Origin of the sequence: Embleya scabrispora, assembly GCF_002024165.1 — a bacterium.
Taxonomy (GTDB): Bacteria; Actinomycetota; Actinomycetes; order Streptomycetales; family Streptomycetaceae; genus Embleya; species Embleya scabrispora_A.
The window spans coordinates 3,531,919-3,553,635 of the sequence record NZ_MWQN01000001.1 but is presented as its reverse complement, the minus strand read 5'-3'; the positions used below and the strand labels follow the sequence as shown (position 1 = coordinate 3,553,635).

The 21,717-nt window shown below is 67.7% G+C and carries 17 protein-coding genes; 11 read left to right on the top strand and 6 right to left on the bottom strand.

Going from position 1 to position 21,717, the window contains the following annotated elements; genetic code table 11:
- The first annotated feature begins 98 nt into the window (after positions 1–98).
- From B4N89_RS49020 to B4N89_RS15765, 7 genes are all read left to right on the top strand, one after another.
- A complete protein-coding gene (locus B4N89_RS49020; RefSeq protein WP_143657983.1) occupies positions 99–302 on the top strand; it encodes an N-(5'-phosphoribosyl)anthranilate isomerase in 204 nt (67 codons plus the stop codon).
- Positions 303–1,280: 978 nt separating this feature from the next.
- Positions 1,281–3,026, top strand: a complete 1,746-nt coding sequence (locus tag B4N89_RS15785; RefSeq protein ID WP_161500733.1) for a Shedu anti-phage system protein SduA domain-containing protein — start codon at positions 1,281–1,283, stop codon at positions 3,024–3,026.
- Between the two features lie 974 nt (positions 3,027–4,000).
- Positions 4,001–4,393, top strand: a complete 393-nt coding sequence (locus B4N89_RS15780; RefSeq protein ID WP_078976470.1) for a hypothetical protein — start codon at positions 4,001–4,003, stop codon at positions 4,391–4,393.
- Positions 4,390–5,814: a hypothetical protein gene (locus B4N89_RS49015; RefSeq protein ID WP_143657981.1), complete on the top strand. Its 1,425-nt coding sequence runs from the start codon at positions 4,390–4,392 to the stop codon at positions 5,812–5,814. Before B4N89_RS15780 ends, B4N89_RS49015 begins: the two co-directional genes overlap by 4 nt.
- Positions 5,815–6,233: 419 nt before the next feature.
- Positions 6,234–6,398 carry a hypothetical protein gene (locus B4N89_RS49805; RefSeq protein ID WP_161500732.1) on the top strand — a complete coding sequence of 55 codons (165 nt, stop codon included), beginning with the start codon at positions 6,234–6,236 and terminating at the stop codon, positions 6,396–6,398.
- A 425-nt stretch (positions 6,399–6,823) separates the two neighbouring features.
- Entirely contained in the window at positions 6,824–7,048 is a 225-nt protein-coding gene (locus tag B4N89_RS15770; protein ID WP_078976468.1) for a hypothetical protein, read from the top strand.
- 589 nt (positions 7,049–7,637) lie between these two features.
- Positions 7,638–8,468: a DUF4365 domain-containing protein gene (locus tag B4N89_RS15765; protein ID WP_078976467.1), complete on the top strand. Its 831-nt coding sequence runs from the start codon at positions 7,638–7,640 to the stop codon at positions 8,466–8,468.
- Positions 8,469–8,608: 140 nt separating this feature from the next.
- Here the strand turns inward: B4N89_RS15765 and B4N89_RS15760 are convergent, their stop codons facing one another.
- From B4N89_RS15760 to B4N89_RS15735, 6 genes are all read right to left on the bottom strand, one after another.
- A complete protein-coding gene (locus tag B4N89_RS15760; RefSeq protein ID WP_161500731.1) occupies positions 8,609–9,568 on the bottom strand; it encodes a M48 family metalloprotease in 960 nt (319 codons plus the stop codon).
- A gap of 734 nt (positions 9,569–10,302) precedes the next feature.
- Positions 10,303–10,839, bottom strand: a complete 537-nt coding sequence (locus B4N89_RS15755) for a Pycsar system effector family protein (RefSeq protein WP_078976465.1) — start codon at positions 10,837–10,839, stop codon at positions 10,303–10,305.
- Entirely contained in the window at positions 10,836–12,068 is a 1,233-nt protein-coding gene (locus tag B4N89_RS15750; protein WP_078976464.1) for a hypothetical protein, read from the bottom strand. The genes B4N89_RS15755 and B4N89_RS15750 overlap by 4 nt, the downstream gene beginning before the upstream one ends.
- A 126-nt stretch (positions 12,069–12,194) precedes the next feature.
- The gene (locus tag B4N89_RS15745) at positions 12,195–14,615 is read right to left on the bottom strand and encodes a hypothetical protein (RefSeq protein ID WP_078976463.1); all 2,421 of its coding nucleotides are present in this window, start codon (positions 14,613–14,615) and stop codon (positions 12,195–12,197) included.
- The gene (locus B4N89_RS15740) at positions 14,612–15,508 is read right to left on the bottom strand and encodes a hypothetical protein (RefSeq protein ID WP_078976462.1); all 897 of its coding nucleotides are present in this window, start codon (positions 15,506–15,508) and stop codon (positions 14,612–14,614) included. The genes B4N89_RS15745 and B4N89_RS15740 overlap by 4 nt, the downstream gene beginning before the upstream one ends.
- A gap of 155 nt (positions 15,509–15,663) precedes the next feature.
- A complete protein-coding gene (locus tag B4N89_RS15735; protein ID WP_078976461.1) occupies positions 15,664–16,350 on the bottom strand; it encodes a Crp/Fnr family transcriptional regulator in 687 nt (228 codons plus the stop codon).
- 422 nt (positions 16,351–16,772) lie between these two features.
- Between B4N89_RS15735 and B4N89_RS15730 the strand changes: the two genes are divergently transcribed.
- The 4 genes from B4N89_RS15730 to B4N89_RS15715 all read left to right on the top strand — a co-directional run bounded on the left by B4N89_RS15730 (position 16,773) and on the right by B4N89_RS15715 (position 21,715).
- Positions 16,773–17,270 (top strand): DUF1772 domain-containing protein, encoded by a 498-nt coding sequence (locus tag B4N89_RS15730; RefSeq protein WP_078976460.1) that lies wholly within the window; start codon positions 16,773–16,775, stop codon positions 17,268–17,270.
- Positions 17,271–17,516: 246 nt separating this feature from the next.
- Positions 17,517–18,224, top strand: coding sequence for an ABC transporter ATP-binding protein (locus B4N89_RS15725; RefSeq protein ID WP_078979388.1), 708 nt, complete (start codon positions 17,517–17,519; stop codon positions 18,222–18,224).
- Between the two features lie 4 nt (positions 18,225–18,228).
- Positions 18,229–20,190, top strand: a complete 1,962-nt coding sequence (locus tag B4N89_RS15720) for an FtsX-like permease family protein (protein ID WP_078976459.1) — start codon at positions 18,229–18,231, stop codon at positions 20,188–20,190.
- A 136-nt stretch (positions 20,191–20,326) separates the two neighbouring features.
- A complete protein-coding gene (locus B4N89_RS15715; protein ID WP_235618634.1) occupies positions 20,327–21,715 on the top strand; it encodes a sensor histidine kinase in 1,389 nt (462 codons plus the stop codon).
- Positions 21,716–21,717 lie beyond the last annotated feature (2 nt).

Sequence of the window (21,717 nt, the reverse complement as noted above, 5' to 3'; positions counted from 1 at the left end):
AGGTTCAAATGGAAGGGTGATGTCGCGTTCCCCCCGATAGCTCCGCAGACTTCCATGACCGCCAGCGAGGTGCTTTGCGCAAACTCTAGCTTGCCACCATGAGTACATGGGTTGATCAGATATTCAGGGCAGCAGCGGCAGATCGGGGAGGAGTCGTGCGTCGGTCGATCTACGACGTAGAGCGTATGGCGTCGTTGGAAGAGATCATCGGCATCGCACGCGAGCGCCACTTCCACGTCCTTGAGACGGGTGATCAGGTTGTCATCCTCTGCAACGAAGGCGAACTGAGGATTCATTGCTGACACAACGCTGAGTGCCCGCCTGACCGGTGCTGTACAGCATGAGTACAGCAACCGCCCTGACCACGAGCACCCGAGATCAACCACTAGCAGCTCGTTGACCACGTTGGACAACCTCAGCGACCGCCCTGCCCGTAGTTCGCATCGAGGGGCCGTCGTTCACGCGGCGGGTCCGACCGGGCACGCCAGCAGGTCATCGGGCGCGCCGGCCAGCGTCAGGCCCGGGATGCGCACTCCGACGTTCAGCGGGGGTGGCCACCCCGGGACGCTGGCCACCCCACCGGTCCCCGCATCCTGTTTCTCAACCGTCCACCATTCACCCTCGGGTCACTTCGGGACAACGTGTCGCGCGCGCTCGGCTCACGACGTGGTCGGTCGCCACGGAATCCGCCTCCGACCAGGCAGGACGCGCCGTCGGTAGTTGCAGTTCCAGTTGCATTCACGCCCGTTCACCACCGTACGGCCGTCGCCCATCAAGCCTCTCCACCGCAGGCCAGGAGCCTGACGGACCCACCTGAACACCCGGACGAACAGTTGGAAAGCGTGTTGGGTTCACCCCCTCACGAGTTCGAATCTCGTATCCTCCGCCAGCCTGAACAGGCAAAACGTCAGCCCCGATCGGTTCGCCGGTCGGGGCTGACGTCGTTGTGGTTGCAGTTGGCCCGGGAACACACCCCCGGTCAGCCCTACTTTGACGCGGTCCCGGCCACCCGCGTTCACGGTGGTTCACGCGGATACGTCGACCCACCCGCCGGAGAGCCGTCACCCTGCCGCATGGAGGGCATCCGAATTCGCGGGGCTGTCAAGGAGTACACAGCAGAGTCGTAACGCCCGGCGTACGAACAGCAGTTGCGCAAGAGACATCCACAGGGGCGGATCATCACCGAGTTGTCGGTGCCTCGGGTCACCATGGCAGGCATACGTCTATTGATATCTACTCGCACCTGGAACAAGATGACTAAATTGCGACAGTGGCTCTATGTGGCGCAGGACAAGAGGGCCAACTCAGATTCAGCCATTGACGCCTGGGATCCACGCATCCGCGCTCTGGCCCGCGCCGACGTCCGAACTGGAGATCCGGTGGTCATGTGGCGTCCCGGGCGTGGCGGCGGCGTAGTCGGTCTTGGCACGGTCCGCAGCAGCACGCCCTCCGAGGACGAGATCAGGAGAGTGACCCGCGCGGCCAGTGCCGGCGTTACACCGGTCGAGCCGCCTGCGAACGTGGAAGTCACCTTGTCGTTCGACCGACTGCGGCTGGGAAAGCCAATCGGGGCCCCCGAACTCGCCGAATCCGGCCTTGGAGACGTGGCCAAACACGCTCGCTCAGCTCGCTCGGTGCACTGGATCATGCGAACCCTCAGCGCTTTGGAGCTTCCGCCCGAACTGTGGCAGCGATTCGTCGACCTTATCACTGATCCCGCCTTACCGACGGTCCCATGGCCGGCCTCTTGGAACATCGATGCGGGAATGGTCGTCCCGAAGCGACAGGTGCACGATGTCTACGGAGGCAACCGCAGTTCTCCGCTCACCTCCAGCGCCCTAACTCCCAATACGCTGCTCTTCCTCACCCGCAATTCTTCGCCTACGGAGATTTCGCCGCTATGGGTGGATGGTGCCCTGATCGTCCCTGGTATCGAGGACCGCTACAGCATTTCCTCAGAGAATCGAGCAATCCTGACCCATGTGCGTCGCGGCATCCCCCTGAGAGTCTTCGAAAGGCGCGGTAAGTTTGCTCTTTATCTAGGCGAATTCGCCGTCGACCAGGAGCGTCCGATCGAACGCTGGGTCATAGCCAAGACGCATGACGACAAGACTGCCTCTTTCTACAGCGAAAACTTTGTCAACCAGGTTCCACTCCTGCGCCTTCATCAACTCGACGGGGTGAGCGCGTTCGCCGATGATCCCGACCTCTTCATCACGGCAACGCGCACCACAATCGGCATCCAACTCACTACCACCTACCCTCCTGATCGACAGCGAACATCCGAAAGAAGCCCCGTCAACAATGCTGACGATTTAGTGACCGGCAAGGCTTCCCGCTCCACCGTACACAAGCTGCTGAGGGTGCTCAGGAGCGATCCGACCGGCGCGTTGACTGCCGCCGGGATCGACGAGGCTCGTGCCCTGACCACGTTGATAGAGCAGGCGCGTCGCCGCACGGACCTGGCTCGCCTGAAGGCGGCTTCCGAGGCCCACGGGACCAGCGAAGCCGAACTCCAAGCGATCCTGGAGAACATGACCTGGATCTTTGGCGGCGATTTCCTGAGCGGCACGGCCCGTCGCAGGCTGACCGTCCTTGACCAGCTCGACCTGTCTCTGATTCGTCCGGACGGAACATTGCACGGTGTCGAAATCAAGAAGGCTGAGATCAAGAACCTGGTCAAAAGGCTTCGTAATCATCGGATTCCGGGGATCGAGGTCCATGAGGCGGTCAATCAGGCCATGAACTACCTCGTCAGCCTCGACGAACAGCGTCACACGATCCTGGCGGAATTCGGCATTGACTGCCGCAGAGCCTCGATGACCGTCGTAATCGGGCATAGTGCCTTCACGGCACACCGGGCTACGCCCAGCGAGATCGCAGAGATCCTGCGAACCTACGCGAGTCACATGACACGCATTGACGTAGTCACCTACGATCAACTCGTTAACCGGGCTGAACGAATGCTCGACCTTACACAAGCGAACTGCACAGTGACATCCGGCAGTTCCATAAGGATGGTCTAGCGTTGTCCCGTAGTGCTGGTCGCAGGCAGGGTGATCTTGATGTGGCTGGCGTAATCACGGCGTCGGAGCCGTCCTGTACGACCCCGTTCACGGGGCTGAGCCCACGCCGGTTCGGCAGACTCATGACAGCACTTCGTCGCGACAAAGTCGATCGGGTCGACAAGCGCCAGGCGTCGGCACTGCCGATGGAGGATCGGGGTCTGATGGTCACCGAATGCCGGCGAGCGAACCCGGAGCTGCGCCGACTCGCCCCCCTGTTCGGCATATCGAAGTCGGCCGCAGGCTGGATCGCCGACGACCCCGGCCTGAAACTCGCACTCCAGGCTCGTGCGGTTCCGCAAAGGCACCGTTCCGATCGTCGACGGCACCCTGGTCCCCACCCGCAACCACGCCGTGGCCGAACGTCCAAAGAACCACCACTACCCCACCAACTACCAGGTCGATATCGGCACCGATGCTCACGTCGTGGTCGTTGTTGGCCGAGGCCGCCGTCAGCACCTGCCCGAGCCATCGTCGACGGCGGTCACCGCGCGGCACGGGGGTCCGTCCCGATCTCACGCCGACGCGAACGCGGGCGGGACACACCTTCGGCTTGGAAGCACGAACACAACGCCTCCCACTTGGCAAGTCCCCGCCTGTACGTCAGCCAGCGACGGTGAGCCGATGATTGGTCGCCTCTACGGCGGTGGGCCGATCCCGCCAGTTGCGGTTGCTGCCATATGCGCCTTGCATGACCGCGAATCTCCTCTACCCTCAAATGCGTGACAGTGGGGGAGGACGCCCACCTCAAAGGGTTCTCGGGCGCTCGCAGGGCGAAGATGTGGCTTGAGGGCACCATGAGGATCTCTGGTGCCTATGCCAACACGGATTCTCCCTCGTGTGCACGGCGGTTGACGTTGGCGTGGCCCCACGGTGGGCAGACTTTCTCCTTCGACCTCGGTGGATCGATGAGAGGCGCTCCGTATCACGGCGACATGTTCTGCGCCGAGGTAAAGAACTACCAGAAGCCCAGTGACCAAGGCGCACAATTCGACGAGTTCGTCGCCAAGTGCTACGTAGCTCGCCAAGCGGACCACCTGCTGAGCGACCATTTGATGTGGATCACGTGGGCTCCGTTCCGGGCCAACACCTGGTCGCAGCTGGATTCACCCAAGCAGGTCGAACAGGCGGTGTTGCTCCATAGCGAACGTGTCTTCGGGCTCGATCGCGATGCAGCCGACGCAGTCATCGACCCCGACGTCGTGGCACAGGTCGCGGCCCGGCTTTGGCTGATCGTCCTGTCGGAGAAGCAAGAGACGCTGGTGCCCTTGAAGGACTGGGAAGCCATCGTGGCTGCCGAGCTCATCCGCAAGGGGGAACAGTGGTGAATCAGGCGTCGCAGGCGATCATGGCAGCGATGGACGAGGCCGAACCGCGGCGGCCGTTTGCCCGGGTGAAGGAGGTCGTCGGCCGACAGCTACGACGTATGGAACCACGAGCAGAAGTCATCGCGACAAGCTTCTTCAACCACACGTTCGCCCCGGACATGGTGATTCGTTGGCCCCAGGCCGCTCGCACACCGGATCGATACGTATACCTACGAACAACGAACAACCCGGCTGAGCTTCAGGAAGACATCACGCGACTGCAGACCAAGGACCGCCCCATGGTCTTGTCCCTGGGTCAGTTCGCGGCCGTCGAGGAAGCGACTGGGCTCCGATCCGAGGCGACAGAGCGGCAGGCACTGTTGCTGGACACGAACGCATTCGGCGAGTTGGTGCCGGTCGAGGACAGTCCCAGCGTTCCTCGGCTGATCTCGAGTTCAGTTGTCGAAGGCGGCCGAGGCGTTCTGGATGGGCCGGCGGCGGCCCAGTTCGCCACAGCTGTGAGCACTGGTGTCGCGGCGGCCCGCGACGGACGGGCCGGTCCTACTCGGACTGCCGTAGAGGCGGTGTCCACGCAGATGGTTCCGCAAGTGGCCGACCGCATAACGGCATTCATGGCCGCTCTTTGGCAGGGAGGTGGTGCACCGCTCACCAGCTTCCCGGGAACGATCCGCCGATCAGGATGGCTGGACGAACCCACGCTGGGCTACATACTCGATGCCGAGGAGATTCCCGACACTGAGTTCTGGAACCGGCTGCTTGCCCTCATCAGCCTGCCACTTCTCTTGCGCACACCGGTGCGAGATCCCGAAAACCTCCAGCACCTCATGCGTCCGGCGGTCCGGCACTGGCAGAGTCGTGTCTGTTTGATCGCTCCAGGGACGACTTCCGGGTCACCGACCGGTCCATGGCGATGGACAGTGGATCGCGGGCAGCTAATGCTCCAAACACCCCGCTTCCGCGCCTACGTAGCCCAGACACGCAGGGATGTAGGTGCGGCTGAAACATTCGACGAGCCACCGCTGGATGTGGTCCGTGCCCGCGCCGACCGCTTCTCGATCGCGCTGTCGTCGATCAGGATGGTCGTGACCGATCGTCTCATCGGATACGACGGCCCTGGGGACAACGTCGTACACGACACCCAGCTCATCGGCATCAGCCAGGCGCTTGGGCAGGAAGAAGCGGTTATCGAAGCCGATGCACCCACGCGCTCAGGAGCAGTTCTTCGGTGCAGCTTTAGTCACCACGTATCCAGCGCTCGGGGTGCTCGCAGCCAAGTTCCCTTGGACGAGCTGATCGGGACCACAGCGCGCCTCCTCTACGACCTCTCCAGCGACGAAGACGAGAAGCTGATGTCGTTCCTCGGGGACGACGACCAGCAGACGATTTCGCCCTGGAACCAACCTCCATTGTTCGAGTCGTAGGTTCAGAATCGTGGTCGGCTGGCATACGTCGAGCACCTGCGGTCGGATCGATTGGTCATGTGCAGGCCTCGTGATCCCCGGATGCGTTACCGGGCCCATTCACACGGTCACGTGTGGCCTCATCGGTACAGGTGCGGCCGCGTGCTGGAGGAGCGGCGCGTAGGGCTACCTACACCGGTTTGGTAGCAGCCGACCACAAGAAGCATGCGAAGCGCCCGCCGACCATCCACCTTCTGGTGGACCACGACCTCATCTCCGACGGCACCCCACTGGCCTACGCACCTAGTGACACGGAGGAACGCGCCATCGGTGCCTGGCTCGACGAGGATCCACGTCGCCGCCGAGCCACCTGGCTCAACGATCGTAAGGCACCGATCCTTTGGGAGGTGGATGGCCGACGCTACTCGCCTACTGGACTGGTGAACCAGATCTGGCAGCAGGCCGAGTGGCGGGAACAGTGGAGTGCCGTCCAAGGACCCAAGCAGTGGCGGGTACCCGGAGAGGGAACGTTGGTGGAGATCGCGGAACGGTTGTGGCGGCAACTGGACACGGAACAAGAACCCGGGGAGAACGGCCTGTCCTAGTGTTGAGTCAAACGTTCACTACAGATCCGACGAAACGATTGGGAATCTCCTCTGCAGCACCAGTCCATATGCAGGAGTTGGAGTCCGATGTCGGTTTCGAGATTTTGACGGATTCACGGATATCTCGCTGATCTATCGACTCCATTGGCACTCGCCGCATTGCAGCGCCCACGGTACTTCAGTCGGAATCTGCTTGTAGTCAGCCTGGATCCCCAGTCCGATGAAAAGAATCCCAGATTCCTGGGCTTCATCAAGGATTCGGAGCTCAAGTTCCCACGCCCATGAGGAGTTCAAGGCTGCTGACATCGACAAGCGCGGAGCCCTCTACCAAGCGATCGCCATGCAGCTCTGGAACCCTGATGACCTGGGCTTGGTCGTAAAAGGGACTCATTGTGAGGGAAGGTCGCTATGAAGCCAGATCGATCATGCACTCCGGCAGCGTCGACGCCGAGCACGCTGAGGCCACGCACGAAGCCATGGCCAACCTCTGCTCAGGTGCTGGGTATGCCCTCCTCCATGTCCCTGACAAGATCCGAAAGCTGGTTGGGCAGGCGCTCGAGGTCGGATACGCAACGGCCTTGAGAGACGTCGCCGATGGGCGCTTCGACGACGAGGTGCGGCAGTGGCGTCCAGATCTGGTCGAGCAGTGAGCCTCATGGCGTAGGCGCTCCGCCCGGGCGCCCGTGGTCTCAATCCTGGTCTCATTCATTGGCGTACACCGGAGTCCATAGGGATAGGCCGCACCTGCTCCGCCACAGGTCAGAACCTTTAGGGACGGGGTTGGACAGGCAGGCGATCAATTGGAAAGCGTGTTGGGTTCACACCTTCACGAGTTCGAATCTCGTATCCTCCGCCAGCCTGAAAAGGCAAAACGAGCGCCCCGACTGCCATGCGGTCGGGGCGCTCGTCGTTGCCTGTTTCAGTTTCCGTCTCACTTGGGGTCTTGGGCGCCTTCCGGGGCGCCCCAGAGTGCGGCTCCCGCCTGGCCCGGCAACCTTCGTCGGCATCGGCCGTGACGTGCATGTACCGCGCCCGCATGAGTGTCGATCCGCCCGGCATCCACCCCGTGACCGAGTCCGCGATCCGGTCGGGGATGCCAGGCAGCGGAAGCGCGATGCCTAAGGTGCGCCGAACTCGTGAAGAGTCCCTCCCGGACCCTAGCGGCCACCAGAAGCACCTTCCGGTGTCCGTCCCGAATGGCACAGTGAGCAGACGGTCACCGGGGTGAGGGGTAGGGGCATGACGACGGTTCCCAGCGGGCGACGGATGGAGCAGGCGGCAGTTAACGCCTTGCGCACCCTCCTGCAGAGTCAGGACCACGTCGTAGAAGAGATCTCGGGGCAGAACGACTATGGCGAGGATCTGTTCGTCACCTTCGCCAACGCCGGGCGCGTAACCAATGACGTCATCAAGATGCAGGTCAAGGGAGGTACCTCATGGCGACGATCATATGGTTACGCCGTGCCAGTGCGACAACATTACGAGACTTGGGCAAATGGAAATGTGCCCGTGTTCTGTGTTGTCTTCGATCCGGATACGGCGCAGCTGTACTGGGCGAACGCCACAGAACAGCTCCGTAGTGGACGACACAAAGGCTCTAGGCCGCGCACCATCAGGCTTCCGGCGACTTCTGTGCTGGACACCACTACCGTGGCGAGCTTTGTGGATAGGGCCCGCGCGTACGTTGGCGGGTACCGAGGTCGGAACGCCGTCTTGAGTCATCTCGGCGAGATGGCAGGAGTTGCTTTCGACCCTGCGGATCATGTCCTACATTGGGTCAATGAGTTTGACGAGCAGTTGATTTTCTGGCAGCGCCGCGGGGAGCCGTACGCTACCCTCCTTCACAGCGACCTCGACTGGAATCCGATCCGAATCACGCCTGGCGGACTACTCATGCCAGGGGCCTGGTCTCAGGGGCTCGATTTCGGCGGAGACTTCCCGGAGGAACTCCGGCGGCTCACGCCTGTCTCGGTCATCAGTGGAGTGATCCTCAACATGCCCGAGGCGCTGTGGCTTGCCTCCTGTTTCTCCGCAACAGAGTGGGCTCGGCGGGACGCAAAGGTGGGATAGTCGACACACGCACACCTGATCAAGAACAAATGTCCGCCCGGGTCCTCTTGTGATCCGTTCTCGTATCCTCCGCCGGTCTGAACAGGCGAAGCGTCGGCCCCCGTTGGTAGATCGATGAGGGGCCGACGTTGCCTTGGACGTCATCGTTTTGGAGGATGGATGCCTTGCTGTAGGTGTCGGAGGCGTGCTGCGTAGTCTCGGTGGGCTCCCTTGACCCTGGTGTGTGCGGTGCCGGGGTGGGATGGGTGGGCGGGAGTGGAGTTTGGCCACGGGGCGGTTGGGGGCGGTGTGGTTCGGTTTTGGTGCTCCTGGGCGAGTACTGCCATGAGTTCGGCGCCGAATCCGAGGCCGCACGCGTAGTCGTCCGCTCTGGCTTCGGCACGGCGGTGGAGCCATGAGATGAGCAGTGGGGTGACCGCGACGAGCAGGACCAGCCACCACATCCCCAGCGTGAAGGCCAGCGTGTAGAGAAACAGCAGGAGGAGCAGGGAAAGACAACCGCCCCAGGCGAGGCCGTGCCGGTTCCTCGAGGACACGAGCTTGGAGAGACCGGCGATGATCCACCGCCCCAGCGTCCGGGCCGGGAGCGCGTACCAGTCGGCGAGCATCCCGGCCCAGGTGTGGCCGCCGACGTGATGACCCAACTCGTGGGCGAGGATCGCGGCCAGTTGGGAGTTGGGCAACCGGTCCATCGCGTGCCTGGTCACGCCGACGATGTGACCCGCCGCCGCGGTGGCGTTGAGTTCCCCGCGCTCTTGAATCCACAGCTCATAGGTCTCTTGTCGCACACCTGCCCTACGAGTCACCTCCCCCCATACTTCCTCCAGGCGCCGCGCGTCCGCCGGGCTTGGACGACACATGCCCATGAAATGTCGGGCGATGGCCGCCTCTGTACGCCGGTGGAAGACCAGAGGCCCGGAAAACAGCCAGGCGACCATCATGAGCGCCCCGAGGACCGGGCTGATCACGGTGAACACGGCCGCCACGACGAACAGACTGACCAATGCGGTTGGCAGGGTCACCACGAGTTGCCAGAGCGCGGCGCGGTCTACGCCACGCTGACGCGCTTTGAGATGCCTGCGTCCCGACAACAGCGCCAAGTCGTCCTGCTCGGAACCACCTTCATCGGCACTGACTCGGGGGCTGATCTCGATGTGCGCCGGCGACTGCGGAGGCGGTACCACGGTGTTCGAGGTCGGCGTACCTGTGGGCGACACGTGCGGAGCGCTCGGCGACGCCCGACCGGCTCCGGCGGGCGACGGTACCGACCGCGCCGCGCGTGGTGGCGGAATGGGCCCCGGGTGCTCCGGCGGCACGTCGGCCCCCGCCGGCATCGCCGCACCCGGGTATTCCGGAGGCGCGTCCGCCCCCACCGGCATGGCGATGCCCGGGTACTCCGGGGGCACGTCGACCCCCGCCGGCATCGCCGCACCCGGGTACTCCGGGGGCACGTCCGCCCCCACCGGCCTCCCCACGCCCGGGTACTCCGGAGGCTCGTCGGCCCCCACCGGCATAGCGGTGCCCGGGTATGCCGGTGGTGCCTCCACGTCCGTCCCGAAGCCGGGGTATACAGGCGGCCGCTCCGGGCACGCGGGCGCGGTGCCGTCCCCGCCCTGCGGTGTGACAGCGCTCGGGTAGGGCGGCGGTCCGTCTCTCCGGGGACTTGCTCCGGCCCCGGTATCCGGAGGAGGAGTTGCTCCGGCCCCCGTATCCGGAGGGGTCGGTCCCGCCCCGGTGTTCGGGCTCGGGTCCGAAACTGCGTCCGGCTCGTACGCAGACATGGCAGTGGATCTCCTGGGGATCGTCCTGGATGCCGGAAAAGGCGCGCCGTCGTTTACGCGGCAAGGAGGGAGCCCGGCAGCAGGATCAGTGCAGCCACGAAGCAGGCCGTACCGATGCGCAACGACCGGTATTTGCCCGCCACGATCCGGCTGTTCTCCGTGAGCGCGACGAGAATCGTGGCCTCGGGGGCGCGCTCGGTGTCCCGCAGTGCCTCCCCCAGCGCCGTGGGCCTGTGGCCGGCGGCGCTCCGTATGTCGGCGAAGTGGGTGATGGGCATTCCCGGCTGCCATGCGCGCGCCCGGTAACGCGGGGTCACCGCCATCAAAAGGGCGGACAGCGAGACCATGAGGCACGCCGTGCCGGTCCACCACAACCACTGGCCGAGCGCGGCCAGTCCGCCGGGATGCCAACCACGCGTGCTGAGCACACCGACGAGCACGGCCGCAACCATGCCCTGGGCTCCGACCAGCACGGAGCTTTTGGTGTCCACCCTGGCCGCCTCCTGCCGAAGGTCCTTCAGGAGCCGCTCGGCGGTACGCAGGTCGAAGGTTCGCGCGGGAGGGTCCGGCGCCTGCCCTGCGGGCGTCATGGGACCGGCGGCGGATTCGGGACCCGGTAGCCGAACACGGCACCCGCGTCCTGCGGCGGCGCATCGCCGGTGTCCAAGCCGGCCTCCACCGGAGCGGCCGTGACGACCTCGGCATCGGCATCGGCATCTGCGGGGGACTCGATCCTCGTGGTCTCGGACGACGCCTCCTCCACGACGGGCTCCCCGCCGGGTGCCATGGGCCCGAGTCTCGCGCTCAGAACCTCCCTGATGACGTTCGCCGCGAGTCTGCGCGGTTCGTCCAACTGGTGTTCCTCCAACCCGCCGGGGCCGCCGCCGAGCGCTTGCAGCGCAACCTGCAATTGGGCCTGTAGAGCGTTGAGTTGATCCTGCCGGAGGTTCTCCATGACCAGACGCGCGTCTTCCGGGCGCTGTGCGAGTTGGAACGCCATCGCGCTCGGTCCGCCTCGCTCCAGGTAATGGGTGTAGTACCGGATCTTCTGCGCCTCGATCGCCTGTCGTTCCAGTTCCTGCTCGCCGCGAACCAACTCCCTCTGGTGGTCCAGGTTCTGGGTCTGCAGTTCGATCAGATGCCGGTGTCGGCCCTGCGCGAGCGCACGCTCCGCCGCCAGTTCCTCCTCCCGCATCAGCAGCGTGTGCTGCGGATCGAGCGTTTGCCGGGCGAACTCGATCTCGCGCAGTTTCCGAGCATGCTCCAGGGCGGCCTCGTCCCGCCGAACCTGAATGCCGCACCGCACGCGCAGTCCGGCCGCGCTACCCAGCGGACCGGCCGCGGCCAGCACGCCCTGTGCGTCCTTCTCCGCAACGGCACTGTCCTCCATCGCGTACGCGCGCAGCACGGGCCTGATGAGACCGTCGACGAGCCGCTGCACCATGGCGGGGACATCGCGTTCGCCACTGGCGACGAACGCCGCCGGGTCCGCGACCTGCCAGTCGCAGCCCATGGTGACCTCGAAGGGGAAGGCGTCGTTGCTGCTGGGCAGCGCGAGCACGGCCCGGGCCTCGTGCAGGCCCACGTCCACCGAGTAGACGCTGGTCCAGCGGCGGGTGGCAATTTCGGCGCGGCTCGGACGATGCGGCGGCAGGAAGGTGTCGAGACCTCCCTTGGCGGTGGTGAAGACCAGGGCGTAGTCGATTCTGGTGGTGCGCAGCGGTTTGAAGCGTGACAGCTCCTGAATGGTGACCACCGGGTCGACGATGTGCGTGTCCCGGTTCGCGTTCTGTTCCCACTGCGGGGGCGGGCTCATCATGCGTTGGCTCTCCTTGAGAGGGTCCGGACGGCAGGAACCGGTGCGGGCTCGTCGCGTCGGCCGGGGCCGGGTCGAACCAGTGCGGGCGATCGGCATCGGTTCAGGCTGGTGTCGTGTCGGCCGCGCCTACGGTGTCGGATCGGAGGACGGTCGCGCCGATGGTCCCGGCACCGGCAACGTCGCGCGAAGTCGCCGCGCGACAGCCGGCGGGACCTGCTCGCTGTCCCCGCCGCGCAGGTTGTCCACGAGATAGACGAGCCGTTTCGCGTCCTCGGCGGTGACGGCCAGCATCGGGAGCAGCTCCGCGAGGGCGCGTTCGGCATCCGGGTCGCGGTCGGCGGCCCGAATCCATCGGCGCATGGCTTCGAGGCCGGATACCGAGGACATCGGATCGTTGAGGATGCTGCGCCACAGGGCTGCGAGAGACTGCCGCAGGAAGGCACCCGGAGTCGCCGGTGCACTCCGCGCGCGGGCGAAGAGGTCGAGCAGGAGCGGACGTCCGGTGTCGGGCGGGCCGTCCGTGGGCCCACACGCGTGGATGACCGTGCGCAGGGCGAACTCCCGCGTGGCGCTGTGGCGTGTCAACGGCACCAGCCTGGGCCACAGCCCGGTCGCGGTGTCCGCTGCGGCACCCACACCGGGGCCACCCGCGACCTCGGTGCCCTGCGCGCCGTCGGCGTGCCCGCCGTCCTCCGACAAGGCCGTGTACTGGTCTGCGGCGAGCAGCAGTGTCGCGGCGGATTGGGCGATCTCGTCGATTTCCTCGGGCCACGCACGAGCCGGACCGCTGCCTCGTGACTCCAGGGCGCGCACAGCCTCGATCAACGCCGTGAGGGCGTGCCCGGGAAAGGTCTCGCCCACGAGTGCGTAGGTGCGTACGGCCGTCCGGCGCATGTGGTGATCGGGCGCGGCACACCACTCCCGAAGAATGTGGGGCACGTGCGGGGCACCCAGGTGATGGGCGAGGGCGAGCGCGCTCGCGGCGGCGAGCCGGGCGCGGAATCGTCGATCGGCCGCCCAGGGCTGGATGAGCAGGGCCATGGTCGAGGGAAGATCCGCCTGGGCCAGTACGGCGGTCGTGGAGGCGGCACGGTTGCGAACGAGCGGACGAGGATCGAATGCCAGCCTTCGCAGCCACGCGACCATGGCGGGACGTGCCGACGGATGTCCGGTCCAGACCTCGCGGAGCAGGGTGATGGCGGTGAGTCGGTCCCGGAACTGGATCTTCGTCTGAAGTACCGGCCCCCACTCGGTTTGCTCGGCCTCCTGGTAGCGGTCCGCCTGAGCGAGCTCGACACGCTGGGCGCTGGAGGTACCGAAGACGGGGATACAGGCCGGCTCGTCGGGATTCTCGATGCGCTGCAAGAGCCCGAACAAGGCATCGCTCAACTCGGCGGTCAACGCGTAGGGGGCCTCGTCGAAGGCGGCCAGGGCAACCAGGAACGCCTTGTCGTGCAGGGTCTGATCCGTGCCGTCGAACCACCGTCGCACCTGCCGCTCGGCGGCGTAGTAGCCGAACATGGCGAGGCCGTCCAACGAGAGGGCACCGCACGCGTGTTGGGCGATGCGGTCGGCGAATCGCGCCAGTTCGGCCACGGGGCGCCGGTGCGCGAGCACCGACCGAACCGCAGGTAAGGCAAGTAAGTCCTCGATCGCCCGTCCGCCCAGATCCTTGTGACGCAAGTGTCCGCACAGAATCCGATCGGGCTCGGGCAGCTGCCACGATACGAAGTCGACGCCTTGAACGACCGGGTGAGGCCCGACCACGATGACAAGGTGGCTCTCGGTGGCGTGCAGTTTCTCGCTCAGGGCCCGCACGTGGTGTTCACGCAGCGGCCGTTCGGCGCTGGTTGCGAAGTCGGCGAGCAAGTGCCCGCATCGAGAACGAAGTTCCCCGGCATAGCGCCCGGGCGAGAGCGCGGGATCCAGCGCCCGATACGTGGTGGATCCGGCGGCACGCAGCAACATGAGAGCGGCGGTACGGCGACCGGTCGTCGCCGGGCCGGAGATGACCGCGACCCGCTGCCGCCGGAGGCGGTCGAGTGCCAAGCCGAAGGGACTGTCGGATCGCCATGGGCCGTCGGCCTCGCCGCAGGAGGCCGGCACCCGGTCGGACTCCTCGTCCTGCGGAGTCGTCGAATGAACAAAGCTCAGGGCGAGCGCCTCGACCTCGGCGACCGGGATCTCGCCGGACGTCTCTTCGCCGTCACCGCCGAGGTGGTACTCGATCTTGCTGCCACCGAGGATGACGTCGCCGGTGACATGACCGCCGCTCACTCCGTGCTGATCCCCGCCGACAAGCGAGCCGCCCAGCCGCGCGGAGTGGTCCAGCATGATGCCGGGGCTGTGCCGGTACAGATCGCGTCGCGAGTCCCACGCGTGTTCGCCGCCGGTGTCGCCCTCGTCGTCGTGATCGAGCTGCTCTCGGGCCGCGGGCGTTTCCGGGTCACCGGGTGTCGGGGCGGGCTCCGGCGGCGTGGACTCGCGGCCCGGTTCCGTCGCGACCCCATCGCGTCCGGGAGCCTGTGCCCCCTGTGCGGGACTCACGACGACCTCCTGCCGTCCTCGCTGTCGGAAGCCGGGGCTCCCTTGGTGACGACGCCGCCGAGGACGACATCACCGGTGACCCGACCTCCGCTGACTCCGTGCTGGTCGCCGCCGACGATGGATCCGTGTACCTCTGGGGTCCCGTGAAAATGGAACACCGCCCCTACAGGCCGCTCTTGGGCCTGCGCCCGGGATGACTGTGGAACGTCGCCTGCCGTGCCCGTTCCTTCCGTGCCCACCGCCGCGTGTGAAGCGGACCGGGGTCGAGCAGTCCGACTCGGATCCCCCGTCTGCGAACCACCCGCTGCCCCGTGCCGGTTGTGCAGCCACGCGCCGACCACACCGTCCTTGACCTCCAGCTCGATACGTTCGAAATGTTCCGGCCGAACCCCCCGATAACCGTGCCGGACCACACCTTCGTAGACCTGCGTACTGACCATCAGCACGCTCTCCTCGTCCGTGCGTTCGGCCAACGCGGTACGCAGCGCGTCCGAGTCGAGCAGCCGACATGCCTGGTTCAGATCGTGCCCGACGATCCCGCCGACGGTGCCGGCGTGCGGGTCGTGCGTGATCTCACCGGCGGCCAACACCATCCGCAGCCGCATCTGCGCGCTACGTGAGGCGAGGCGGTTGTGGTCGTGCAGCAACTCGGGGGTGAGCGTCAGGAGGGAGCGCAGAACGGCTGTCTTGGCCACATCGGCGCCGAGCAGCACGATCATGCCGTCGCCGCGGTCCTCGCGGTACTGGAGCGTCGCCTCGACACCGGCGGCCACCAGTGTCTGGTCGACGATCGCGTTCAGACTCCGCCGTAGGACTGCCTGTACGACGTCGTCGCGATGACTGAACCGCTCGGTGTCGAAGAGCAGAATCGTTCGGTTTACCGGCTCACCCATGGCTGCCTTCCGCTGGAGGAACGGGCTCCCAAGGCCCGGCTGGATACCCGAGACGGTGTCAGAGGAGACGGTTGCCGCGCGATGGAAACCGGCACTGTCGAACTGTGACCGTCTGCACAGAACGGGACCTGCCGTCCGGCCGGGCGAGTGCCCGCTCAGCGAACGTCATGGCGCGCCATCCTCCGAAGCGCCTCCGGCCTGATGACCACCAGGCTGCGGCGCTCGGTGCGCACGATTCCGCGCTCGCGCAGGTCTTTCAACAGACGCGCGACCGCTTCCCGGGACGCGCCCACGGAACCCGCCAGCTCACTCTGGGTGAGCCCGGGAGTGAGTCGCACCCCCCCCTCCTGGGAGTCCCGACCGTGACCGCGCATCAATTCCAGGAGGAGCAGTGCTAGTCGTTCCTGCACGTTCATGGCCGCGTACTGCACACGCCGACGGTCGCTGTCACGAGTCCTGTCCGCGGTCAGCGCCAGCAACTTTTTGGTGATGCCCGGCCGTTCGTCGAGAAGGGCGTTGAACTGCTCGGTCTCGACAGCCAATGCCTCCACCTGCTTCAAAGCCGTGACGGTCGCCGACCGATGCCGTCCGCTGACCGCCGCACCGTCTCCGATGATGTCGCCGGGCCCGCGCAGTGCCAGCAGCGCCTCGTAGCCGTTCGCTGCGGCCGAAGTGACCTTCGTCCAACCGGAGAGCAGGATCAGCACGTGCGCCGAAGGCTCGTGTTGGCGCAGAAGCACCTGGCGTATGGGGAAAACCAGGCGGGTTCCGCGCGCGAAGAGGGCCTGCCGATCCTCGGACTCCAGCCGGACCACGAACGGGACCCGATCCTCGAACTCCATCGACTGCCTCTCGTCACCGCATTCGACCCCGGTTCGCCCCGACGTACCCACCGCGGCGGCACCGCACCCCACTGGGCTGGCATCCTGCCAGGAACCGGGCAACCTGTCGGACGGAATTGTCCGAAGAGCCTCGGACACGCGTCCGGACAGCGCGCCGAATCGCCAAGAAGCGGGCTCCGGCCGGTACTTCGCCGCCCGGCTCCGAAAGCCGGTATCGGGCGGCCCACACAGCTCGTGTCTGAGCCGCGATGGCACGCCTCAGCCGGCGCCACCCCGGCCCACAGCCGTGGCGTTAACCGTCAGGTTAACGCGCCTTGCGGAAACGGCCGTTGTCGGCGGTGCGCCCCGGGTCCGATGGTTGAGCTGCGGCGACGCCCTCGTGGCCGCGTCGTCGATGTGGCCGGCAATCAGGAGGACGCACCATGGAACACCTGCAGACGGGCGTGCTGCTCACCGCCGTTGTCTTCGCCGGGCTGATGGCCGGACTGTTCGCCGCCTTCTCCTACTCGGTCATGCCGGGTCTCGGCCGGTCGTCCGACCACACGTTCGTCGAGGCGATGCGGGACATCAACAAGGCCATCCTCAACCCGGCCTTCATGCTTCCGTTCATGGGCACGATCCCCCTCCTCGGTCTGGCCGCCGTCCAGGCCTGGCGCGACCAGGGCCGGCCCGTGTTGCCGTGGGTGCTCGCGGCGCTCGCGCTGTACCTGGTGGCCTTCGTGGTCACCGCCGGCGTCAACGTGCCCCTCAACAACCGGCTGGCGGATGCCGGTGATCGCGGCCGGGTCGGGCAACCGGCGGCGGTCCGGGCGGAGTTCGAGGGCACGTGGGTCGCCTGGAACATCGTCCGCGCGTGCCTGCACACGGCGGCGTTCGCCTGTCTGGCCTGGGCGCTGATCGTGCACGGCGCGCACCGCTAGCGGGACGGCGGGACGTCGACGCGTCCGCGCGGATCGTCGCCGGCGGGTATGCCTAGGGATACCCGGGATCCGCCTGCCTCCCCGAGTGCCCTCGGCGGCCCGTGTTGATGGACTTCGAGTACCGCCCGCACCGTGGCGGCGCGCGAGGGCCGGGAGGACGACGTGGGCGGCAGAGTGGAGTACGCGCCGAGGGGTTCGGAGCCGGTACGGCCCGGTCCGGCACGGCCCGATGTACCGGTCCTGGAGATGCGGCAGGCGGTGCGCGGGTACGGCGGCGGCGACGCGCGGGTGCGGGCGTTGGACGGTGTGGACCTGTCGCTCCGGGCCGGGACCTGGGTCGCGGTGATGGGGCCGTCGGGGTCGGGCAAGTCGACGCTGCTGCACTGCGCCGCCGGGCTCGACACGGTGGATTCGGGCCGCGTCACCCTCCTCGGCGAGGACTTGACCGGCGCGGACGACCGGCGGCTGACCCGACTACGGCGCGGCACGGTCGGGTTCGTGTTCCAGAACTTCAACCTGGTCGCTTCCCTGACCGCCGAGCAGAACGTGGCGCTGCCGCTGCGGCTGGCGGGACGTAGGGTGCGGCGCGAGGACGTCCGGTCCGCGCTCGCCGACGTCGGGCTCGCCGACCGGGGACGGCATCGCCCCCGCGAATTGTCGGGTGGGCAACAGCAGCGCGTCGCGCTGGCGCGGGCGATGGTCACCCGGCCCAGGGTGCTGTTCGCGGACGAGCCGACCGGCGCGCTCGATTCGGCGTCCGCCCGCACCGTGTTGGGGCTGTTGCGGGGCATGTCCGACGACGCGGGGCAGTCGATCGTCATGGTTACGCACGATCCGGTCGCCGCCGCGGCCGCCGACACCGTGGTGTTCCTCGCGGACGGGCGGGTGGTCGATCGCATCGAGCGGCCGTCCGCGCGGCACATCGCCGATCGCCTCGTGTCGCTGGAGGTGTGAGCCGATGTTCACGCTTTCCCTGAGCACGCTGCGCGACCGCAAGCAGTTGTTCGCGGGTGCGCTGGTCGCCATCGCGCTGGGCGTCGCGCTCGTCCAGGCGTCGCTGCTGGTGTTGATGTCGGTGTCCGATCCGGTCATCCCGTCCGATCTGCCGCACGCCGAACGCAACGAGATGCGCGAAGGCTTCGTCGGTGCGGCGATGCTGATGGGGCTTCAGGTCCCGCTCGTGGTGTTCCTCGCGGTCTTCGTCGTCGGCTCGACCTGCGCTTTCGCGGTCGCCCAGCGCCGCCGGGACCTCGCTCTGCTGCGCGTACTGGGTGGCGGTCGCGGCCAGGTGCGGCGGTTGCTCGCGGCCGAGTCGCTGCTGCTGGGTGTCGTCGGTGCGCTGTGCGGCGCTCCGTTGGGACTGGTCGCGACGTGGGTCCAGGCACGGCTGCTGGAACACGTCGGCTTCGTACCGGCCGGGTTCCGACCCACGTATTGGGACTGGAAGGCCGTGCTCGTCGCGGGCGCCACCGGAACGGGCATCGCCCTGCTCGGCTCGTGGAACGCGGCTCGGCGCGCGGGACGCATCCGCCCCTTGGAGGCCATGTACGACACCGGCGCGGCGGCTCGCGTGATGACGCCGGGCCGGTGGTGTGTCGGCCTGTCGTGCCTGGCCCTGTCGATCGTGCTCGCCGTCGGCGCGCAGGCCGCCGACATGATCGGCGCGGTCACCATCGCGATGGTGCTCGCGGTCGTCGGCGCGGTGGCGCTGTCGGCGCTCGCTCCGCTGGTCGTGCCGCTGGTGGCAAGGGTGTTCGGCCTGATGTTGCGGCGCGGCGCGCTGGGTGCGTTGGCCGAGGCGAACATCCGTGACGGCGTGCGTCGCAACGCGGCCGTCGCGGCGCCGCTGATCACTCTCGTCTCGCTGGTCCTCGGATTGTCGGGCGCGCTGGGGGTGTTGGCGCGGTCGATCGGTGTCGAGCAGGAGCGGTTGACCCGCGGCGACCTCGTCGTCACGTCGGTGGACGGCGCGCGGGCGGCGCGGTTGGCGGGGATCCCCGGCGTGGCGGACGTGTCGACCCGGCTGACCGTACCGGTGCCGGTGACCGCCGAGGTTCGCCGCGACGGCGCCGAGGCGGCGCGGCCGCACGTGTTCGACGAGCGGGTGATCGCCGTCGACCCGGCCGCCTACGCACGGGCCCGTACGCTCGCGCCCGCGTCCGGCTCGCTGGCCGACCTTCGCGGCGACACCGTGGCCGTCGGCTCCGCGGTGCCCGCCGAGGGCTACCGTCCCCCGCGTGTCGGCGACACCGTCAGCGTCGATGTCGCGGGCCACGAGCGCACCCTGCGGGTGGTCGCGGTACTTCCGGAAACCCTGGATATCGGGGACGAGTTCCTGATTCCGCGCGAGGCACTGCCCGCCGATCTCGTCGCCGCCGCGCCGGCGGAATCCGTGCTGATGGTCGCGCCGGGCGCATCCGTCGCCGAGGTCGCGAAGCGTATCCGCGCGGCGGGACTCGGCGAGTCGACCACCGTGGCGCGATGGGCGCAGGGCAGAGCCGATGCGCAGCAGGACGGCAACGACAAGATTTTCGCGGTACTGCTCGGACTCGCGGGCGTCTACGCCCTGATCGGCGTGGTCAACGCGCTGGTCATCGCCACGGCCGAACGCCGCGCCGAGTTCGCGGTCCTCCGGCTGGGCGGCCTCGAACGCCCGCAGGTGGTACGGATGGCGCTCGTCGAAGCATGTGCCGTGACCACGATCGGCCTCCTGCTCGGCGGTCTCGTCGCGGCGGCGGGGATGGCCGGCACGGCCAGGAGCACGGCGGCCGCGACGGGGACGGCGATCGTGGTGGTGCCGTGGGGGATGTTGGCGACCATCGTGCCGGCGGCGTTCGCCGTGGCGGCGGTGGCCGCCGTGGGAACCGCGCGAACGGCGACGCGGGAGCGGCCGGTGCGGCTCGCCGGGGCGCGTACGTGAGGGCCGCGGCCCGTCGCAGCGCGCCGTTCGGGCGGCGCCGACCCCGCGGCCGCAATGCCGAGGCAGGGGCGCTCGGACCCGGCGGCTCGGTGGGTACGGTGTGCGCACCGCCGCCGCCGATCACGAAAGGACCGCCGTGCCGTCGTACACCCTGCTTCGCCGCCGGCGGCCCGGAACCCGCGAGGCCCCCGACCGCACCACCCCCGACCGCACCGCCGACCGCACCGCCGGCGCGGGCCCGCAGCGGCGGCTGCGCCGGCTCGCCTACCTCGCCCTCGGCCTGCCGGTCGGCCTCCTCGCCCTGGTGATCCTCGGCACGCTCACGACACCGCTGCTGATGGCGTGCACCCGGCCGGCCGACATCTCCTCGTGGGAGGACGCCGTCCGCCGTGCCGCGCTCCTGACGTTCGGAATCCTCCTTACCGTCGGCGTCGCGCCCCTGGCCGCGGCTCCGCTGGCCGCGCTCGAACGCCGCCGGCTGCGCGTCCTGGCACCCGCGCCGACCGAGCCGGGCGATCCCGAGCCGCGCCCCGGTGCCGTTCGGCTCCGCGCGAGGTACACCACGGCCCGCGCCTGGCGGGAGGTCGCCGCCGGGTACCTGGTCGCCGTCGCGGGCCCCGGGTTGGTACTGCTCGCGGCGACCTGGGTCGTCCTGTGCTCGGTATGGCTCGCCGCGCCGCTCGTGGTGGCGCGCAGCAGCGGCGGCCCGGTGGCACTCGGCATCGGCCACGCGCGCAGCGTCCCCGACGCGCTCCCGTACTGCGCCGCCGGGCTCGCTGCGGGCATCCTGGGCATCGTGGTCCTGACCACCCTCGTCCGGGCGCAGGCCGCCCTGTCCCGGACCCTGGTCGAGCCCCGCCCCGACCCGCTCGCCACCCGCCTCGTCGAGGTCACCCGCTCCCGGTCGCGCCTCGCGGACGGCTTCGCCGCGGAGCGCCGCCGCATCGAACGCGATCTGCACGACGGCGCTCAGCAGCAACTCCTCGGCCTGACCCTGCAATTGGGCCTCGCCCGGATGGACCTGCCCGCCGACTCCCCGGCGGGGCAGGCCGTCGCCAGGGCACACGACCAGGCCAAGACCCTGATGGCCGACCTGCGCGAACTGATCCGCGGCATCCACCCCCAGGTACTGACCGACCGGGGATTGGGCGCGGCCCTGTACGAACTCGCCGAGTTCTGCCCGCTGCCCGTGCACACCGACATCGACCTGCCGCACCGCCCACCGCAAGCGGTCGAGACCGCCGCGTACTTCGCCGCCGCCGAGGCACTGGCCAACGCGCTCCGGCACAGCGCCGCCGACACCATCCGGCTCACCGCCCGCGTGCGGCACGGCCGGCTGACCGTCGACGTCGAGGACGACGGACGCGGCGGCGCCCGCCTCGCCGACGGCACCGGGCTGACCGGACTCGCCGACCGGGTCGCGGTCGTCGACGGCACGATCCGGGTGTCCAGCCCGCCGGGCGGGCCGACCCTCGTGCGGGTGACGATCCCGTGCCCGCCGCATTCACGGGAGGACGACCGGTGAAC